Origin of the sequence: Pseudomonas sp. zbq_18 (assembly GCF_043102245.1) — a bacterium.
GTDB lineage: Bacteria > Pseudomonadota > Gammaproteobacteria > Pseudomonadales > Pseudomonadaceae > Aquipseudomonas.
Genome location: NZ_JBICIT010000001.1, coordinates 1 through 17,279, shown reverse-complemented (window position 1 = coordinate 17,279; position 17,279 = coordinate 1). Strand labels below are relative to the sequence as shown.

Annotated in this window: 14 protein-coding genes and 1 pseudogene; 3 read left to right on the top strand and 12 right to left on the bottom strand. The window is 63.5% G+C overall.

Translation table 11 applies throughout. The features are described from left to right. Window positions 1–163: 163 nt before the first annotated feature. From ACF8C6_RS00075 to ACF8C6_RS00030, 10 genes and pseudogenes are all read right to left on the bottom strand, one after another. Window positions 164–580, bottom strand: a complete 417-nt coding sequence (locus ACF8C6_RS00075) for a type II toxin-antitoxin system VapC family toxin (protein ID WP_392497417.1) — start codon at window positions 578–580, stop codon at window positions 164–166. After that, window positions 577–822 carry an Arc family DNA-binding protein gene (locus tag ACF8C6_RS00070; protein ID WP_392497415.1) on the bottom strand — a complete coding sequence of 82 codons (246 nt, stop codon included), beginning with the start codon at window positions 820–822 and terminating at the stop codon, window positions 577–579. Before ACF8C6_RS00070 ends, ACF8C6_RS00075 begins: the two co-directional genes overlap by 4 nt. Window positions 823–874: 52 nt before the next feature. Then, window positions 875–1,447: pseudogene (locus tag ACF8C6_RS00065) on the bottom strand (tyrosine-type recombinase/integrase); the annotation flags it as partial. Between the two features lie 203 nt (window positions 1,448–1,650). After that, entirely contained in the window at window positions 1,651–2,598 is a 948-nt protein-coding gene (locus ACF8C6_RS00060) for a DMT family transporter (protein WP_392497414.1), read from the bottom strand. 47 nt (window positions 2,599–2,645) lie between these two features. Further along, window positions 2,646–3,890, bottom strand: coding sequence for a C69 family dipeptidase (locus ACF8C6_RS00055; RefSeq protein ID WP_392497412.1), 1,245 nt, complete (start codon window positions 3,888–3,890; stop codon window positions 2,646–2,648). Continuing rightward, window positions 3,883–5,244: a flavin monoamine oxidase family protein gene (locus tag ACF8C6_RS00050; RefSeq protein WP_392497411.1), complete on the bottom strand. Its 1,362-nt coding sequence runs from the start codon at window positions 5,242–5,244 to the stop codon at window positions 3,883–3,885. Before ACF8C6_RS00050 ends, ACF8C6_RS00055 begins: the two co-directional genes overlap by 8 nt. 89 nt (window positions 5,245–5,333) lie before the next feature. After that, window positions 5,334–5,786 (bottom strand): ribosomal protein S18-alanine N-acetyltransferase, encoded by a 453-nt coding sequence (gene rimI / locus ACF8C6_RS00045; protein ID WP_392497409.1) that lies wholly within the window; start codon window positions 5,784–5,786, stop codon window positions 5,334–5,336. Continuing rightward, window positions 5,783–6,568: an energy transducer TonB gene (locus tag ACF8C6_RS00040; protein WP_392497407.1), complete on the bottom strand. Its 786-nt coding sequence runs from the start codon at window positions 6,566–6,568 to the stop codon at window positions 5,783–5,785. The genes rimI and ACF8C6_RS00040 overlap by 4 nt, the downstream gene beginning before the upstream one ends. A 425-nt stretch (window positions 6,569–6,993) precedes the next feature. Beyond that, entirely contained in the window at window positions 6,994–8,238 is a 1,245-nt protein-coding gene (locus ACF8C6_RS00035; protein ID WP_392497406.1) for a saccharopine dehydrogenase family protein, read from the bottom strand. Window positions 8,239–8,270: 32 nt separating this feature from the next. After that, window positions 8,271–9,368 (bottom strand): carboxynorspermidine decarboxylase, encoded by a 1,098-nt coding sequence (locus ACF8C6_RS00030; protein ID WP_392497404.1) that lies wholly within the window; start codon window positions 9,366–9,368, stop codon window positions 8,271–8,273. 237 nt (window positions 9,369–9,605) lie between these two features. Between ACF8C6_RS00030 and mksB the strand changes: the two genes are divergently transcribed. The 3 genes from mksB to mksF are packed head-to-tail and all read left to right on the top strand — an operon-like array spanning window position 9,606 to window position 14,367. Next, window positions 9,606–10,853: an Mks condensin complex protein MksB gene (gene mksB / locus ACF8C6_RS00025; protein WP_392497402.1), complete on the top strand. Its 1,248-nt coding sequence runs from the start codon at window positions 9,606–9,608 to the stop codon at window positions 10,851–10,853. Then, complete coding sequence (gene mksE / locus ACF8C6_RS00020; RefSeq protein WP_392497401.1) at window positions 10,850–11,551, top strand: Mks condensin complex protein MksE; 702 nt, start codon at window positions 10,850–10,852, stop codon at window positions 11,549–11,551. Before mksB ends, mksE begins: the two co-directional genes overlap by 4 nt. Further along, on the top strand, window positions 11,548–14,367 hold the full coding sequence (gene mksF / locus ACF8C6_RS00015; RefSeq protein WP_392497400.1) for an Mks condensin complex protein MksF: 2,820 nt from the start codon (window positions 11,548–11,550) through the stop codon (window positions 14,365–14,367). The genes mksE and mksF overlap by 4 nt, the downstream gene beginning before the upstream one ends. A gap of 55 nt (window positions 14,368–14,422) precedes the next feature. Here mksF and ACF8C6_RS00010 read toward each other — a convergent pair whose 3' ends face one another. Together ACF8C6_RS00010 and ACF8C6_RS00005 are read right to left on the bottom strand one after the other, a co-directional pair. Further along, complete coding sequence (locus ACF8C6_RS00010) at window positions 14,423–14,731, bottom strand: PepSY domain-containing protein (RefSeq protein ID WP_392497399.1); 309 nt, start codon at window positions 14,729–14,731, stop codon at window positions 14,423–14,425. A gap of 77 nt (window positions 14,732–14,808) precedes the next feature. Beyond that, window positions 14,809–17,115 carry an MlaD family protein gene (locus ACF8C6_RS00005; protein ID WP_392497398.1) on the bottom strand — a complete coding sequence of 769 codons (2,307 nt, stop codon included), beginning with the start codon at window positions 17,113–17,115 and terminating at the stop codon, window positions 14,809–14,811. Between the last annotated feature and the right edge of the window lie 164 nt (window positions 17,116–17,279).

Genomic DNA, 17,279 nt, shown 5'->3' with positions numbered 1-17,279 from the left:
CGTTTACATACGATTTCTGGTTAGGAAGCAGTGCGTTGTACTCATCCCGTAGAGCCACCCAAGCCCGTTTAAACCAGCTCTGAACTTCTACGCCCGTTGTACTCATCTCTCCCTCCCTGGAACATCAAGCAGAATGGTTGAACCCTGTAACTGCGACCGTAGCTCAAAGCCAGGGATCAACCAGATCCACACCTAGGGGCTCAAAATGGCGAATGTTGCGGGTGGCAATCACCGCATCGTGCAGTCGGCCAATCGCAGCAACTTGGACATCTGCCATTTCAACCGCCCTACCCCGTGCCTCACTCGCTGCAGCAAGCTCTGCGTAGTGCACTGCTGCATCAGCATCGAAGGGCAGAATGTTGCCCGCAAAGTCTTCATCGAACATGGCAGAGGCCAGATCCAGCAGACCTTGCTTGCGCTTACCATCCGGCATCCGAGCGATGCCATACAGAATCTCGGCCACAGTTATGGAGCAGATGACTAACTCGCTTGCAGGTTGAGCGTCTACCCATGCCAGAACTCGCGGATCAGGCTTAGCCCGCATCAGCTCAGACAGTACGTTGGTATCAAGCAGGATCATTCGTCAAAGCTCGCCGCTCGGGCTTTGTCCTTGCGCTCAGGGATAGCCAGATCCACACCACCGACAGCAGCGAAACGAGCGTGGATACGGCTACCCAAACCACCGCGTTTTTCCTGACGAGAAAGAGCTTGGCGGATGATCATGCGGGCCTCTTCTTCCATAGAGCGGCCATGACTAGCAGCCACGACGCGCAGCTGTGCCTTGAGATCGTCATCTAGGTTTCGAATCGTGATGCTGGCCATGTCGCCCTCCAATGAATACATTGCAATCATTGACAGCATACATGCATACAAGTTACGTGCATACGACATGGCCACTCTGATGGAGAGGCGAAAGGCGTAGTGCCGACTCCAGATGATCCGGTGACAAGTGCGCATAGCGCATGGTCATCGTGATCGAGGAGTGCCCCAAGATCCGCTGCAAGCCGAGAATGTCACCTCCCGCCATCATGTAATGACTGGCGAAGGTATGCCGGAGAATGTGGGTCATCTGGCCCGGGGTATCGAAGCCACAGCGCACGTAGGCGCTACGAAACGCCGACCGGCACGAATGGAACAGCCGGCCACTTCCAGGCGCACCGACCTTGAGGGCGATTTCTTCGACCTCTTTCGGGATCGGAACCGAGCGCGATTGGCGGTTCTTTGTCCGGTGAAAGTGAGCCTTGCCACCAAAGATGGCCGACCGTTGTAGAGACTCGGCCTCATCCCAACGGGCGCCCGTTGCCAAGCAGATCAGGGCCACCGGATAGGTATGGTTATTCGTGGACTTTCGGCACTCATCGAGCAGCTGGCTGATTTGATCCAGGGTGAGAAAGGACAGCTCGGTCTGGTCGGTCCTGATCTGGCTTACCTTGGCCAGTGGGAGGGTATCTGCCCAAGTACTGTTGTGGTCAACGAAAACTGGACACTAGTTTAGGTTTATCCGTTCAGTGATTCGGTTTCCGCTAGCGTTCTGTATTGGGGTGTCCAGAATCATTGAGCCACAACAGTCCCAGGTTCAAGTCCCGGTGTAGCCACCATACAAAACAAAGGGTTAGCGAAAGCTAGGCCTTTGTTGTTTCTACCGGGCAATTATCCCTGTTGCCCCTGCCCTCTCCCCGCCAGCAATAGCCCACTGACGATCAAAGCGCCGCCAACCCAGTGGTAGTCCTGTAGATGCTCGCCCAGAAGCACCCAACCGAGAATGGCGGTGAACACCGGCATCAGGTAGTTGCTCATGGAGGTACGGGCAGGGCCCAGTTCGCGTAGGCCGATGTTCCACAGCTGGTAGGCCAGTACCGAGGCGAACAGCGCGGTGTAGCCGATGGCGGCGAGGTTGGGCAGGCTTGGTTCGAAGCGCGCGCCCTGCCACAGCTCCCAGGCATACAGCGGTGTCAGCATCAGCAGGCCGAGCAACACCAGTGCACCGAGCAAGGTGAAGGGTGGTAGCGGGAAGTGTGCACGCCAGCGCCGCAGCAGTAGCGAGTAGAGGGCCCAGTCCAGGGTGGCCAGCACCATCAGCAGGTCACCCGGGGCAAAGGACAGGCTGGCCAGCACCTGCCAGTTGCCCTGACAGATCAGCCAGAGCAGCCCCACTAGCGCCAGCAGTAGGCCGAGCCAGGCCTTGCGCGCTGGCCACTCGCCGAGCAGCAGCCCGGCACCGATAAAAGTTGCCAGCGGCAGGCAGGTACTGACCAGGCTGAGATTGATCGCCGCCGTGCTCAGCGCGGCGGTGTACAGCAGGCAGTTGTAGGTGGCGATGGCCAGCGCGGCCAACATCCAAAGGCGCCAGCCGGCCTGGCGCAAGATATGCCGATGCTGCCACAGCGAGGGACCAACCAGCGGCAGGAGGATGGCCAGGGCCGTGGCCCAGCGCCAGAAGGCCAGCGACAGCGGCGGAATCTCACCGCTGAAGGCGCGCGCCACCAGCGAGTTGCCAGCCCAGAACAGGCTCGCAAACGCCAGACCGGCCCAGGCCAGGAGAGCGCCACGGCTCAGGCCGGAGGACGTGGGTTGGGCAGGCTGCTGCAGATCGCTCATGGTCATCTCCGGAGTCGCCGCGCGACCATACGGAGGCCATCGAGGATTTACAAGCGGGCGCTGCGCCGCCACCAGCGCGGCAACACCACATCGCGTTCAGCCGCTTCAGCCTGCCACTGCGCATGCCAGGCGGCACCCTGCTCGGCCAGGGACGCCCAAGGCGGCGCCGACTCATCGAGCGCCGCCAGAAGTTGCGGCTCCAGGGCATCGCGACTGGCACGCAGGGCCTGGCGAAACTCGACATCGACCAGGGCACGGCGGTGCACAGCCTCGAAGCGCCACCACAGTGATTGCTCGACAGTCTGCCCTGCCGCACTGAGCACCCCCGCGCCCGCCCCAGGCGTCAGGTCGAGCGGCTGGAACAGACTCAGGCAAGGTGCCGAGGTAGCGGTGGCGGCGATTCGCGTGACCGCCCCCTGCAGCCGGGCGATCAGGCTGGCGGTGGTCTGCGACGGGCGCCAGAAAGCGCCGGCATGCAGGCACACCTGGCGGTTGTCGTGACCGTGCAAATCGTCGCCGCGCGCGCCGTGGCTGCGCAGCGCAGCAGCCAACTCGGGCCAGCCGGCATCTACCGAACAGGTGGAGAGGAAGTCCTGATTGAGCTGCCGACGGCGATGCGCACCTCCGATCCAGGGCAGCAGACGGGTATCGAAGGCGCGGGCGAAGTGGAAATCACCGCGCCCGTCCCAGCAGCCCAGCTTGCGCGCCTGGCCGGGCAGGTCAGCGCTGCACAAATCGAACTCGTGACCCAGGGTGAGGACATTGGAGATAGCCCAGCGCTCCACGCGCTTGGCCGCCCATAGCTGGCCGGCGCTCTCCAGCACCCAGGCCTCGCCGGCATCGGCGATGAGGAAACTGTTGTCGTAGCGGAAACCCTTGTCGCGATAGCCCGCCGGGCCGCCCTGACCGAAGCGTTCGAGGTGCTCGACCAGCACCTGCAGCGCCTCGCGCGCCGTGGCGCCGCGCTCCAGGCCCAGGCGTAGCAGGTCCATGCCGAGCAGCGCCTGGCCGCGCTTGCGGGTCAGGCGAGTGAACACCGCCTCGTTGCCGATGGCCACGCCATGCTGGTTGACGCCCATTTCGCCGCCCCAGAGCCAGCTTGGCTGGCTGAGGATCAGACCATGGCGGTCGGCCGTCTGCGGGATTCGCAGGTAGGTGGCCTGCAACTCGGCGCTGCGATCGCCGCGCACTTCGGCCAGGCGCAACAGGCGTTGCGGCTCGGCAGCCTCGCGGTCGCTGTTCTTGGCGAACCAGGTCTGGCCATTCTGGCGCAGCACCAGGGTGTCACACATGGCCACGCCCCTCGGCGCTCAGCACTTCGGCCGCAGCCCGTTCGGCGGCCTGCACGGCGCCGTCGAAGTAGCCCAGCCAGCGGGTGGCGGTCTCGGTGCCGGCGAAGTGCACGCGCCCGACCGGCTCGCGCAGACGCGCCGCGCCGCTGGTCCACAGCCCAGGCGGGAACAGCGCGGCATAACAGCCACGGGCGTAAGGCTCGTCGGCCCAGCACTTGTCCACGTAGTCCAGCGGCTGGCGAGCCTGCTCGCCGAAGTAGCGGGCGAAGCAGTCGAGCACCACGGCGCGTCGCTCGGCCTCGCTGCGCGCCGCCCACTCGCGCGCGTCCTCACCCTCGATAAAGCCCATCAGCACGCCGCGCGGCGAGTCCGGCAGGCTGTTGTCGAAGGTCAGGCGCACCGGCCCGACCTCGCTGGTGATCTGCCCGGACAGGCCCTGCTCGCGCCAGAACGGTCGCTCGTACAGCGCCATGCACTTGACCACCGCGCCCTGCGGCTGGCGCTGCAGCAACTGATCGCGCCAGCCCGGCAACGGCGGTTGCTGGTCGATGCGCAGGAGCATGGTCGGCGGCACAGCGAAGATCACCCGCGCCGCGCGGTGACTGCCCTGTTCGGTGATCAGCTCGACGCCCGCCGCGTCATGGCGCAGCGCGCGCACCGGCTCACCGAGGCAGACCACATCGCCGAGGCGCTCGGCCAGGGCCAGGCAGATGCGCTGCGACCCGCCGACGATGCGGTCCTGCTGGGCGCCGCCCTCGACCGCGAGGATGGTGTCGAAGTCGGTGCCGCTCTTCACGTAGAACAGCACGTGGAGGAAGGACAGCTCGTGGGAGGCGGCGGCGAACACCGCGCCGCTGAGCAGCTCGAACACCTGGCGGCCGTGAGCGGTCTTCAGGGTGCGAGCGATCCACTCGGCGAAGGTCATGCGATCCCACTGCGCGGCCTTGGGATGGCGCGCCGGGTCGTCCAGGGGGATCTGCCGGCACAGCCGCTCGAAACGCAGCTGCGCCTGCAGCACGTCGAGCAACACGTGCGGGGCGAAGCGTGGAATGGTGCCGCGATAGCGCTTGAGCGCCCCGCCGAACAGGGTGAGGTTGTCGCCCTGGTTCCACAGTGGGAAGGTCTGCAGACCGAGCTCGGCGATCAAAGCGAGAACGCGATCCTGAGTCGGGCCGACCCACTGGCCGCCAACCTCCACCTGCTCGCCGGTGGCGAAGGCGTGGTTGAGCGTGCGCCCGCCGACCCGATCATTGGCCTCCAGCACTCGTACCGACAGCCCTGCCTGCTGCAAGCGCCAGGCCGCGGTCAGCCCGGAGATGCCCGCCCCCACTACCAATACATCGACCGGCTGCATGGCCCCATCCTTTCTTGTGGTTATGCAGCGATGCTAGCGGGGCGCGAACACGGCGACAAAAGCCGGAACCGCCAAAGCAGGCGACTTATTCAGTCGATCAGGGTGCAGGCCATGACCAGGGCGTCTTCGCGCCCGCCGGGTGCCGGGTAGTAATCGCGGCGGCGGCCGATCTCGTTGAAGCCGTAGCGTTCGTACAGGCGATAGGCGCCCTGGTTGCTGGCGCGTACTTCGAGGAAGCACTCGCCAGCCTTGAGCTCCATCGCCCGACGCATCAGGTGCTCGAGCAGCTTGAGCCCCAGGCCCTGGCCCTGGCTCTGCGGGCGCACGGTGATATTGAGCAGGTGCGCCTCGTCGAGAATGATCTGGATCACACCGTGGCCGACCTGCTCCTCACCCTCGAACATCAGCCAGCAGTCATAGGACTTGAGGCCGTCGGCGAACAGGTTGCGACTCCAGGGATGACTGAAGGCGGCATTCTCGATCTGCACCACGCGGTCGAGGTCGGCCTCGGTCATCGGGCGGAAACTAATGGCGCCGCTCATACAGACGCTTTCCAGCGCGGCATCACCCGGCGCATGGCGCGCCAGACATCGGCCTTGCGCTCAGGTTCATCCATCAGCAGCTCCAGACTCGGCAGCGCCCAGGCGGTGCCCAGGCCTTCGACCTGCAGCTCGTGGTAATAGGCCTCGTCAGCCACCTCGCCGGCAAAGCGCACGGCGGGCAGGCCAATCAGCCACAGGCAGCGGCAAGGCTGTGCCTCCAACTGGCCGGCCAGCACGCCCTGCACGTAGTCGCGGGCGGCGTCCGGGCCCTGGTCGAGGTTACCGCGCGACAGCAATGGCCAACGGATCGGCGAGCCATCACCAACCTGCTGCGGAGCATCCGGCAAGCCGGCGGCGCGCAGCAGATCCTTGAGCAGCAGGTAGGACGGATCGCGACTCTGGAACGGCTCGCCGGTGGCCAGCTCGACCAGAAGCGCGCAGTCGCCGGCACGCAGCAGCTGCAAGGCGAAGCGCGGTGGCGCCACGACCGGTTTGGCTTCAACCACCTCGGGCAGCTCCGGCTCGTCCTTGGGCTCGGGTTTGGCAAACACCTTGGAAGCCGCTGAAGGGCGCGGCACTTCGATAGTCGGGCGCGGCGCGGCAACGGGGACCGCAGCCGGCGTCTCGTTAACCGGCGCAGCTTCGACCTCTGGCTCAGGCTCGGGCAAGGGCTGCAACAGCTCGGGGCGCGATGGCGCGGCGAAGGGCAGCTCCACGCGCGGCAACCAGCTGGCCACCTGCATGGCGCCCAAGTAGGCGCGACGACGCAGTTCGCTGATCACGGGCGCACCGGCGGGCAGTGAGTCACAGGAATACGGCTCAAAGGCTCTGGCCTCGGGGATAACACAAAGACGGCCATTGTCGCGTGAAACACGGCGAGCGGAAAGCCGCTGCGAACAGACAGGGGCCACCTGCGTCGCGGTTTATCCCCTCTCCCCTCGGGGAGAGGGCTAGGGAGAGGGGGCCAGGCCCCGCCCCCCCTCTCCCCCGCCCCTCTCCCGTAAACGGGCGAGGGGGGACGAATCCTGTAATCCGGATGCCAATCCGGGAGCGGGGCTGCCGGCTTCCCGGATTGCATCCGGGCTACGACAACACCATGAACCCCCACCAGCCCGGTGGAAAAGCCTGCGGCGTTTTTCACCCTACAACCGCAATCTGCGACCCAGAATGCACAAGGCCCGCCGATTGGCGGGCCTTGTAGGGTGGATCAGATGGCCTGATCCCAGGGACGGTCGCCGTGCTCGTCCTTGATGCGGGTGGGCAGGCCCATCACATCGAGCAGCTTGAGGAACGGCTCGGCCGGCAGTTCCTCGACGTTGACCATGCGCGAGACATCCCACTCGCCACGTGCCACCAGCAGGGCAGCGGCCACCGGCGGAACGCCGGCGGTGTAGGAGATACCCTGGCTGTCGGTCTCGACATAGGCATCCTTGTGGTCGGCGACGTTGTAGATGAACAGCTCGGTTGGCTTACCGTCTTTCGTGCCTTTGACCAGGTCGCCGATGCAAGTCTTGCCGCTGTAACCCGGCGCCAGCGAGGCAGGGTCCGGCAGCACGGCCTTGACCACTTTCAGCGGCACGACCTGTTGGCCTTCGGCAGTAGTGACCGGCTGCTCGGAGAGCAGGCCGAGGTTCTTCAGCACAGTGAACACGTTGATGTAGTGATCGCCGAAGCTCATCCAGAAACGCACGTTCGGTACGTCGAGGTGCTTGGACAGCGAGTGCACTTCATCGTGGCCGGTCAGGTACAGGTTCTGCACGCCCACTACAGGTAGGTCGTCGGTGCGCTTGACCTCGAACATGCTGTTGGGGGTCCACTGGCTGTTCTGCCAGCTCCAGACCGTGCCGGTGAATTCGCGGAAATTGATTTCCGGGTCGAAGTTGGTGGCGAAGTACTTGCCGTGCGAGCCGGCGTTGACGTCGAGGATGTCGATCGACTCGATCTTGTCGAAGTACTGCTGTTGCGCCAGAGCGGCATAGGCGTTGACCACGCCCGGATCGAAGCCGACACCGAGGATGGCGGTGATGCCCTTGTCCTGGCATTCGGCCAGGTGCTTCCACTCGTAGTTGCCGTACCACGGCGGGGTTTCGCAGATCTTGCTCGGATCTTCGTGAATCGCGGTATCCAGATAAGCCACGCCGGTGTCGATACAGGCGCGCAGCACGGACATGTTGAGGAAGGCGGAGCCAACGTTGATGACGATCTGCGACTCGGTCTCGCGGATCAGTGCCTTGGTCGCTTCCACGTCCAGAGCATTCAGCGCGTAGGCCCGGATATCCGCGGGCTGCTTCAGGCTACCTTTGGCCTGCACGCTGTCGATGATGGCCTGGCATTTGGAGATGTTGCGCGACGCAATTGCAATGCGACCTAACTCGTCATTGTGTTGCGCGCACTTATGGGCCACCACCTTGGCAACACCTCCTGCACCAATGATAAGAACGTTCTTCTTCAATTCGTTATCTCTCCTTTACCCGTACACCAGCCTCAGGAGAGGCTGGAGAGGTAATCGTCAAAGGTAAATTCGCGAACCACCTCGACGCTGCCGTCGAGCTGCTTCACCACGATGGACGGCATTTTCAGGCCGTTGAACCAGTTTTTCTTGACCATGGTGTAGCCTGCCGCGTCGATGAACGACAGCCGATCGCCGATGGCCAGCGGACGATCGAATTGGTACTCACCGAAGATGTCGCCGGCCAGACAGGACTTACCGCAGACCATGTAGGTGTGCTCGCCGTCGTTGGGCGCCATCTTGGCGTTGAGGCGGTAGATCAGCAGGTCGAGCATGTGCGCTTCGATCGAGCTGTCGACTACCGCCAGGTTCTTGCCGTTGTACAGGGTGTCGAGCACGGTGACTTCCAGCGATGCGCTCATGGTGATCGCCGCTTCGCCCGGTTCCAGGTAGACCTGCACCCCATATTTCTCTGAGAAGGCTTTCAGGCGCGCGCAGAAGGCATCCAGCGGATAGCCCTCGCCGGTGAAGTGGATGCCGCCGCCGAGGCTGACCCACTCGACCTGGGCGAGCAGATGCCCGAAGCGCTCCTCGATGGTGCTCAGCATCTTGTCGAACAGCTCGAAGCTGCCGTTCTCGCAGTTGTTGTGGAACATGAAGCCGCTGATCTTGCCCATCACCGGGGCGATCTTCTCGGCGTCCCACTCGCCCAGGCGGCTGAACGGCCGCGCCGGGTCGGCCAGCAGGTAGTCGGAGCTGCTCACCTGCGGATTGACGCGCAGGCCGCGGATGGTGCCTTCGGTTGCTGCTTCGAAACGTTCCAGCTGGCTGATCGAGTTGAAGATGATCTTGTCGCAGTTGGCGACCATCTCTTCGACTTCGTCATCGGCCCACCCCACGCTGTAGGCATGGGTCTCGCCGGCGAACTTCTGCCGACCGAGCTTGAGCTCATATAAGGAAGAGGACGTGGTGCCGTCCATGTACTGCTGCATCAGGTCGAATACCGACCAGGTGGCGAAGCACTTGAGCGCCAGCAGCGCCTTGGCCCCGGAGTGTTCGCGCACGTAGGCGATCTTCTCCAGGTTGGCCAGCAGCTTCTGTTTGTCGATGAGGTAGTACGGCGTCTTGATCATCTCGTAGCCCCGGCAAGGTCGACCAATGGAGGGCCCCGGCCCCCCTGGAAAAAAGAGGACGCGAATTGTGCCGACAACCGGCGCATATCGAAAGAGCAGTGTGCATTTTTCGATCAAAGGAGTGAGCCGAAAGCCTGCCGCAGCACCATTGCAGCGACATGACGGACGCGGGTATCGCCCCCGGATCGATAAGCTACAATCGCCCCTTTTTGATCCTACGGATATCACGGCCCCGCGATGATCGATCCCAAGCGCGTACTGCGCGCCCTCGCCGAGCACTGGATGCTGCTCGAACCGCTGTGCGAACGCTTCGACACCGGCACCCTGAGCCTGGTCGAGCTGCGCAATCAGCTCGGCACGCAACTGCCCGAAGGCAGCCCCGCCGATATCACCGCCCTGCTCGACCAGTGGATCCGCCTGGACATCCTGGTGCCGGTGGCCAAGAGCCCCAACCGTTTCGAGCTCAACGCGCAGATCCACGACTTCCTCGCCTACCTGCGCCGCGAGCACCGTTTGGGCCTGTGCCTGGAGATCGAGGCCTACCTGCGCCATCTGGAGCGCCTGGCCGGCTATATCCAGGACGCCTTCGAGATGCGCGACGGTAACGACCTGGCGCGCCAGCTGCGTCTGCTCGATATGCGTGTCAGGGACGTTCTCAAGAAGCTGGCCAACGACGAGCAGGCCCTGGTCGGCGTGGCCGAACGGGCCAAGACCAGTGACCGGCAGATTCCGCTACGCCAGCGCTATGCCGAGGTGCTGGCGACCTGGGACGAATATGTCGAGCCGATGATCCAACTGGTCTCCGCCGACGGCGCCTTCGAGCAGGGCGTGCGCCGCGTCGAACAGGTGCTGCTGCGCCTGCTCGGCGAACAGCAGCGCCTCGGCCAGCTAGTCGACGACGACCTGCTGCTGCGCACCCATGCGCGCATCCTGGAGATGCAGACCGTCGCTCAGCTGACCCTGCGCAAGGCTCGCGAGCTGCTGCTGCCGCTGCGCGAGGAAGCGCGCCGGCACAACGCCGTGACCCGTGGCGCGGCGCTGGCCCTGTCGGTGATCCGCAAGAAGGGCCTGGACGCCCTGCCACAGGCCTCACTGCCGCTGTTCACCCGGCCGCAGAGCACCTTCCTCGGCACCGCCAGCCAGGTGGAAAGCTACGTCTACGCCCTGGCCCGTTTCCAGCCCAAGCCCAATCAGTTCCCGCGGGCCAGCGGCTCGCGCAAGGGCGCACCGCCCAAGGCGCCACGCACCGCGCGCGAGATGATCGAGCGCTGCGAGCAGGCCCTGCCGCTGCCGGACCTGATGGTCTGGCTGCTGGAACAGGAGCCGGAAGGCGCCACCGACGAGCTGCTCTACTGGTTCTCGCGCCTGTCGCGCGACGGCCGCTTCCAGCGCGAGCGCCTCGAGCGTCGCGACTACCTCACCCGCGAGCATCAGGTCAGCCTGAGCTCCTATGCCCTGATCAAGCCGGCCGGGACCTCCGCATGAATATCGATCTGAAAGAACTCACCCAGCTCGCGCCGATCTTCCGCGAGCTGTTCAAGGGCTACCACATCAGCCGTGCCGCCCCCGAGCTGTACACCCAGCTGTCCAACCAGCAGGACGCCTACCGCGCGCTGTTCAAGTCGCTCGGCTACGAGCTGGTGTGCGACAGCCGCGGCTTCTACTACTTCGTCCCCGAGCAGATGGGCGCCCAGGTGAACAAGACCGCCCAGCGTCTGGCGCTGTTCACCTTCATCCTGGTTGAACACCTGGCCGACCAGGGTCGCGACCCGCTGGCCGTGCTCGACGGCGGCAGCCTCGGCCGCGACGAGCTGCCGCCGCTGCTGGAGAAGTACAAGGACCTGTTTCTGCAGGCCGAGGTCACCACCCAGGACGAGCTGGAAGAGAAGGTCATGCGCCGCCTCACCCAGCTCGGCTTCGCCAGCGAGGACAACGGCGTGTACCGCTTCCTCGCGCCGATGCACCGCTTCCTCGACGTGTGCCTGTCGGTGCAGCAGGACCGCGACCTGGCCGCCAGCCTGCACAGCAACCTGCCGCTACCGACACCGGAGCTGGTAGTCGACGAAGCCGAGGAAGACATCGTGCGCATCGAGCCGCTGCCCGAAGCCACCGAGGAATCCGAGGAAGAGGCCCTGGCCCGCGCCATGGCCGAGGAACGTGACGCCCAGGAGATCGACGCATGAGCCAGGAACGCTACGGCATCCGCCGCTTCGCCCTGCTGAACACCGCCGGCTACAGCCTCGGCATCTTCCCGCTGGAGAACCCGCTGTCAGTGTACGGCGCCAACAACCTGGGCAAGTCGGCGTCGATCAACGCGCTGCAGTTCCCGATCCTGGCGCGCATGTCGGACATGAGCTTCGGCAAGTACAGCCTGGAAGCCTCGCGCAAGTTCTACTTCGCCAGCGACACCAGCTACATCCTGGTCGAGGTCGCCCTGCCCCACGGCCCGCACGTGATCGGCGTGGCCGGTCGCGGCCCGGGGGGCGGCTTCGGCCACCAGTTCTTCGCCTACCAGGGCGAGCTGGACCTGGCCCACTACCAGCAGGACGGCATCTGCCTGCGCCAGCGCGAGCTGTTCAAGAACCTCGGCCAGGCCGGCATCACCCCCTATGAGCTCAAGCCCGAGGAACTGCGGCGCCTGCTGGTCGGCGGCCACACCAGCATTCCGCTGGACCTGACCCTGATCCCGCTGCGCTCCACCAGCGAGCAGAGCCTGAAGACCTTCCGCGCCCTGTTCATCAACCTGCTGCATATGCGCGAGATCACTGCAGCCAAGCTCAAGCAGCTGTTCCTCGATGCATTCGAGCACAGCCTGCGCTCCGGCAGCGTCGACTACATCGCCGCGACAGAAGAGGCGTTCCGTGACGTGCGCCGCATGGAGCAGGACTACCAAGCACTGGTCGCCGCCGGCCCGCTGGTCGAGGCCCTGAGCGGAGGTGTGGCCCAGCGCGAGGTTCTCCGCGGCAAGCTGCACCGCCTCTCGCCGCTGCTGGATAACCTGCTCGGCGCCTGGCAGGACTACTCCGGCGCACGCAAGGAAGAGCTGGTGATCCAGGCCGAGCACTATAAGCGTGAGCAGGATGGCCTGCAGAACGAACAACGCGGCGGCACCGCCGAGCTGATGCGCCTGGAACGCGAGATCAGCGAGATCCAGCGCTGGCTCGGCGAACTGGCAGTACTCAAGAACCGCTTCGCCCTGGTCGAAGATGCCAAGGTGCTGGAAGAGCAGCTGCTCGCCGCCAAGGACGCCCACGACGAGCTGGCCGGCGCCCTGGCGCAGTCACGGCAGTTCTCCAGCGAAGACCTCGACGAGCGCGTACGTGATCTGGAAAAACGCCTGAAGTCGGTCAAACAGCAGCTCGATCACGCCGACAACAACAGCTACTCGCGCCTGCGCGAGGAGTTCAGCCAGCAGGACGTCGAGCGCCTGATGCGCCTGTTCAACGGCCAGCTGTTCAGCCTGCCGCTCGGCGAGAAAGGCATCCAGGCCGAGGGCGATGATTGGGTCAAGGCCGTTGAGGCCGTGCTGGACCGCTTCAAGGGCGACACCTTCGCCGTGCCGGGCCTGTCCATCGATCTCTCGCACATCGAGCCGCCGGCCCTGCAGGCCCTGGCTGACCGCGCCGCCCTGCGCGACCAGAAGGACCGCCTGGAGCGCGAGCTCAAGCAACTCAAGACCCAGCAGGCCGTAGCCAACGACCGTGCGGCGAGCAAGGCCCAGGCCGAGCAGCTGTACCAGGCCGTACTGGATGCGCAGAAGGCCCTGGAGGACTTCCGCAAAAGCCAGACCCTGGCGGCCGAAGAACCGGCCAAACTGGAGCAGCTGGCCCAGGCCGAGGCCGCCCAGGACGAACTCAAGCGCGCTTCGGACGCCTTTGCCGAGCGCGTGCAACAGCTGTCCGCCAAGCTGCAGCTGATCGGTCGCCAGCTGGCCGATCTGGAAGCCAAGGAGCGCACCCTGGAAGATGCCCTGCGCCGTCGCCAGCTGCTGCCGGCCGACCTGCCGTTCGGCACGCCGTTCATGGAGCCGGTCGACGACAGCCTGGAGAACCTGCTGCCACTGCTCAACGACTACCAGGACAGCTGGCAGGCACTGCAGCGCATCGACGGCCAGATCGACGCGCTCTATGCCCAGGTACGCCTCAAGGGCGTGGCCAAGTTCGACAGCGAGGACGATCCGGAGCGCCGTTTGCAACTACTGGTCAACGCCTACGCGCACCGCCAGGACGAAGCCCTGACCCTGGCCAAGGCGCGCCGTGCGGCGGTCACCGATATCGCCCGGACCCTGCGCAATATCCGCAGCGACTACGACAACCTGGAACACCAGCTGGCGCTGTTCAACCGCGAGATCAACAAGCGCCAGGTGTCCAACCTGGAGAGCTTCCGCATCGTCCTGGCGCCCAACCGCGACGCGCTCAGACACATCGACCAGATCATCCACAGCGCCGGCCAGTACGAGGAAGGCGAGACCCTGTCGGTGTTCGACCTCTCGCAGAGCGCCGAGCAGGACGCCAAGAACGAGGAGGCCAAGGACTACCTGTCGCGGCTGGTAGCCGCCAACGGCAACCAGCTGGGCCTCAAGGACCTGTTCGAACTGGCCTTCGAGATCACCAAGGTCGGCGGTCAGCCGGTGATGCACACCGACATCGATGGCGCCGCGTCCAACGGCACCACCATGACCATCAAGGCGCTGACCAACATGTACCTGCTGCTGCACCTGATGGACCGCGAGCAGGCCGGCAAGGTACGCCTGCCCTACTACCTCGACGAGGCGGCGGATATCGACGAGCGCAACCAGCAGGCGCTGATCGAGACCAGCCTGCAGCTGGGCTTCGTGCCGATCCTGGCATCGGTGAAACCGCAGGTCTCGGCCCACGTGGCCATCGACCTGGAAGGTGGCAGCGGGCCGAACGGCATCTACATCGACGAGGCCGACTGGAAGTTCATCAAGCGTCGCGAAACCGCCAAGGCGACCGAGGAACAGGCCGAGCCGGCCTGATTCTTCCGCGCAAACGAAAAGGGCCGCTGATGCGGCCCTTTTTCTTGGGGGTGGATCAATCGTCCTGGTGATCCTGGAGGATCTGGCCATTGGTGGCGTCCAGCTCCAGGTCCCACTTCACACCCTGAGCGTCGCGCACTTCCACCTGGTAGATGTAGCGACCGTATTCCTCTTCCAGCTCGGTCTCGGTGACCTGGCCGCCGGGGTGCTTAGCCAGGGCCGCGGCATTGAGCTTCTCGAAGCTCTGGATAGTACCGGCATCGCGCAGCTTGAGTGCTTCATCGGGACCGAGGTCACGGGCCTGGGCGATACCGGCAGTGGCGGCAAGGGTGGTGATGGCGAAAAGGGCGGTCAGCTTGTTCATCTTGATTCTCCGTCGGGAGTGAATGGTTTCGACGGAGATCAAGATAGCCAAGCCGACTTAAACCAAACTGAATGGGCCTAGTTCTCCAGACGAATTTTCGGCGCCCACTTCAGCCACTCTTCGTTGACCTCATCATTCAGGGCAAAGGTCTGACCGGGGAGCGCAGGCCCGCCCATTACAGGGTTATCCGGAGTGGCGAAGGCAATACCACCTTCCAGCAGAGCCTCCAGAGACTCGGTCCGCACTTTGACCCCTTTGAACAAGCCAGCATCCACGCCAATGCCACTGGCATTCCAGAAGCGCGTTCCGCTGCGTACCAGGGGCGCATAGCGTGGCTCGATCAGTATATGAATCAAGACGCGATCAGAAGTCGGCCCCAGCTCGAAGTCGGTCACCTTGCCTACGGGAATTTCGCGGTAGCTAACCACCACACCAGGCTTGAGCGAGCCGCGGCGGGCAGCACTGAGCACGAGTCGCAAGCCGGTTTCACGAACAGACAAAGCAGGCGCCTGCTGGCGAGCTTCGAAATAGGTCTGTGTCTTTCCGGCCTTGGTTGCGGGCAGTACTTCCAGATATTGCCCACTGACCAAGGTATCCAAATTAGCGGTACGCACCAGACCGAGCTCAGGTTTGACCACCCAGAACTCGCTGCCAGCGCTGGCAATACGCCCTGCTGCTTTGGTGATGCGCGCATTGAGCAGCACCGCCTTGAGATCACCTGTAAGCTCTACGCTTTCAACCTTGCCGACCTCTATGCCCTTGAAGCGGATGGCCGTACCAGGATTGATGCCATCGCCTGTCGGTAACTTAATCTGGATGGCTACACCTTCCTGCATAGCCGTGTCGCGGTCTGCATGGAGGGTGAAGCGCTGGACCTTACGATTGACAGGCGCGCTCATGTTCGGTGTCTCGAAGGTCACACCACCGGCCATCAGCGTCTGTAGCGACTCGCTTTTAACCTCGATACCGCTAGAGATTCCACCTTTCAGCGTGATGCCACTGGAGTTCCAGAAGCGCGTTGAGCTATTCACCAAGCCGGCATAGGTGGGCTCGATATGGGCCCCCAGAACAACCTTCTTGCGATCGCGCGAGAACTGAAAGCTCTGGATACTGCCAACCTTCACCTGCCGGTAGAGAATCGGACTGCCAATCTCCAACGAACCCAGCGTATCGGCGAACAACACCATATGCAGACCCGGTGCCCCTACGTCCAGCGGCGGCGCCTTCACGCGCGCCACGAAGTCGCGAACCGGAGGATTCCCCCTGGGTCCCGGCTTGATGGCAATGTAGTTTCCTTTAACCAGCGCTTCCAACCCGGTGATACCCGCCAGGGATATGGATGGCTTGACCATCCAGAACTCAGCACCCTCGGTCAGGTAATCCTCCGCGCGCGGATCCAGCATCAACTCAACCTGAGCCGACTCGAGGTTCTCAGCAACGTTCAACGTCTTGCGCAAAGTACCAATCGCAAAACCCTTGTACATGACCGGCGTACGGCCCGGGTCCAGCCCCTCGAAGTCCTGTAGGGTCAGCGTCACCCTGATCCCTGCCTGAGCGGCCTCAAAGTCTTCATATAAACGAAAGGGAATTGCCGGGTCGGTGGGCGGACTGTCCTTCCGATGCTCAGGCGTGGCAAAGGCGATCCCGCCAGCCACAATGCTTGAAAGCGACTCGGTCCGTACCTTGACCCCCGATAGCCCGGCATCGATGGACACCCCACTGGCATTCCAGAACCGCGTATGTTTCCGTACCAGGCTCGCAAACTCAGGCTGAATGAACACCTTGACCTCGACCGTGGTTTGGTCATCAGCTAATTTGAAGCTCTTAACCCGACCGACCTGAATCTGCTTGTAGAACACCGGGCTATCGCGATTTAGCGAGCCCAGACGCTCAGCCTTGAGCGTCAGGTGCAGTCCAGGAACACTGTCAGCGAGCGGGGGCTGCTCAGCCAAGGCAACAAACTGGCGAGTAGGCTCACCATCACCGGGACTGGCGGTGATGTAGTTGCCGGACACCAGCGTTTCCAGTCCAGTTATCCCCGCCAGGGAAACATTCGGTTTTACCAACCAGAAACGCGTGTTGGTGCGCAGCTGAGACTCTACTCTTTTGTCCATCTCAAGCGTCACACGAACACCGCGCTCATCGCCATGATCGTCCAGCTCCATGCCGATGACCTTGCCGATGGTCATACCCTTGTAGATCACCTCGGTCTTGTTGACCTGGATTCCCTCACCGGACGGAAAGAACACCTCAATCTCGATCCCGGCCTGCTGATAAGCCTGCCACGCTAGCCATCCTCCGATCAGCAAAGCTATCAGGGGCAATATCCAGATCGCAGACCAATTGGTGGTATGACGGGTCTTGGCTGTACTGATTTGACTCATGGTCGGGAAAGACTCCGTTCCTTTTGATCAGACATAGAAAGGGCGCATCAAGCTAACAATTGAGCCTTGGCAATAGCAAAGCCTATCGCAAAGAACCGAGCAGACTATGTAAGTTTCTCGGCGCAAAGACAAACCCCCGACCAGCATGAGCGGGTCGGGGGTTT

What these genes read in the sequence shown, in the direction of transcription:
- ACF8C6_RS00075 (WP_392497417.1), bottom strand. Translation starts at nt 580, where the DNA reads ATGATCCTGCTTGATACCAACGTACTGTCTGAGCTGATGCGGGCTAAG.
- ACF8C6_RS00070 (WP_392497415.1), bottom strand. Translation starts at nt 822, where the DNA reads ATGGCCAGCATCACGATTCGAAACCTAGATGACGATCTCAAGGCACAG.
- ACF8C6_RS00060 (WP_392497414.1), bottom strand. Translation starts at nt 2,598, where the DNA reads ATGAGCGATCTGCAGCAGCCTGCCCAACCCACGTCCTCCGGCCTGAGC.
- ACF8C6_RS00055 (WP_392497412.1), bottom strand. Translation starts at nt 3,890, where the DNA reads ATGTGTGACACCCTGGTGCTGCGCCAGAATGGCCAGACCTGGTTCGCC.
- ACF8C6_RS00050 (WP_392497411.1), bottom strand. Translation starts at nt 5,244, where the DNA reads ATGCAGCCGGTCGATGTATTGGTAGTGGGGGCGGGCATCTCCGGGCTG.
- rimI (WP_392497409.1), bottom strand. Translation starts at nt 5,786, where the DNA reads ATGAGCGGCGCCATTAGTTTCCGCCCGATGACCGAGGCCGACCTCGAC.
- ACF8C6_RS00030 (WP_392497404.1), bottom strand. Translation starts at nt 9,368, where the DNA reads ATGATCAAGACGCCGTACTACCTCATCGACAAACAGAAGCTGCTGGCC.
- mksB (WP_392497402.1), top strand. Translation starts at nt 9,606, where the DNA reads ATGATCGATCCCAAGCGCGTACTGCGCGCCCTCGCCGAGCACTGGATG.
- mksE (WP_392497401.1), top strand. Translation starts at nt 10,850, where the DNA reads ATGAATATCGATCTGAAAGAACTCACCCAGCTCGCGCCGATCTTCCGC.
- mksF (WP_392497400.1), top strand. Translation starts at nt 11,548, where the DNA reads ATGAGCCAGGAACGCTACGGCATCCGCCGCTTCGCCCTGCTGAACACC.
- ACF8C6_RS00010 (WP_392497399.1), bottom strand. Translation starts at nt 14,731, where the DNA reads ATGAACAAGCTGACCGCCCTTTTCGCCATCACCACCCTTGCCGCCACT.
- ACF8C6_RS00005 (WP_392497398.1), bottom strand. Translation starts at nt 17,115, where the DNA reads ATGAGTCAAATCAGTACAGCCAAGACCCGTCATACCACCAATTGGTCT.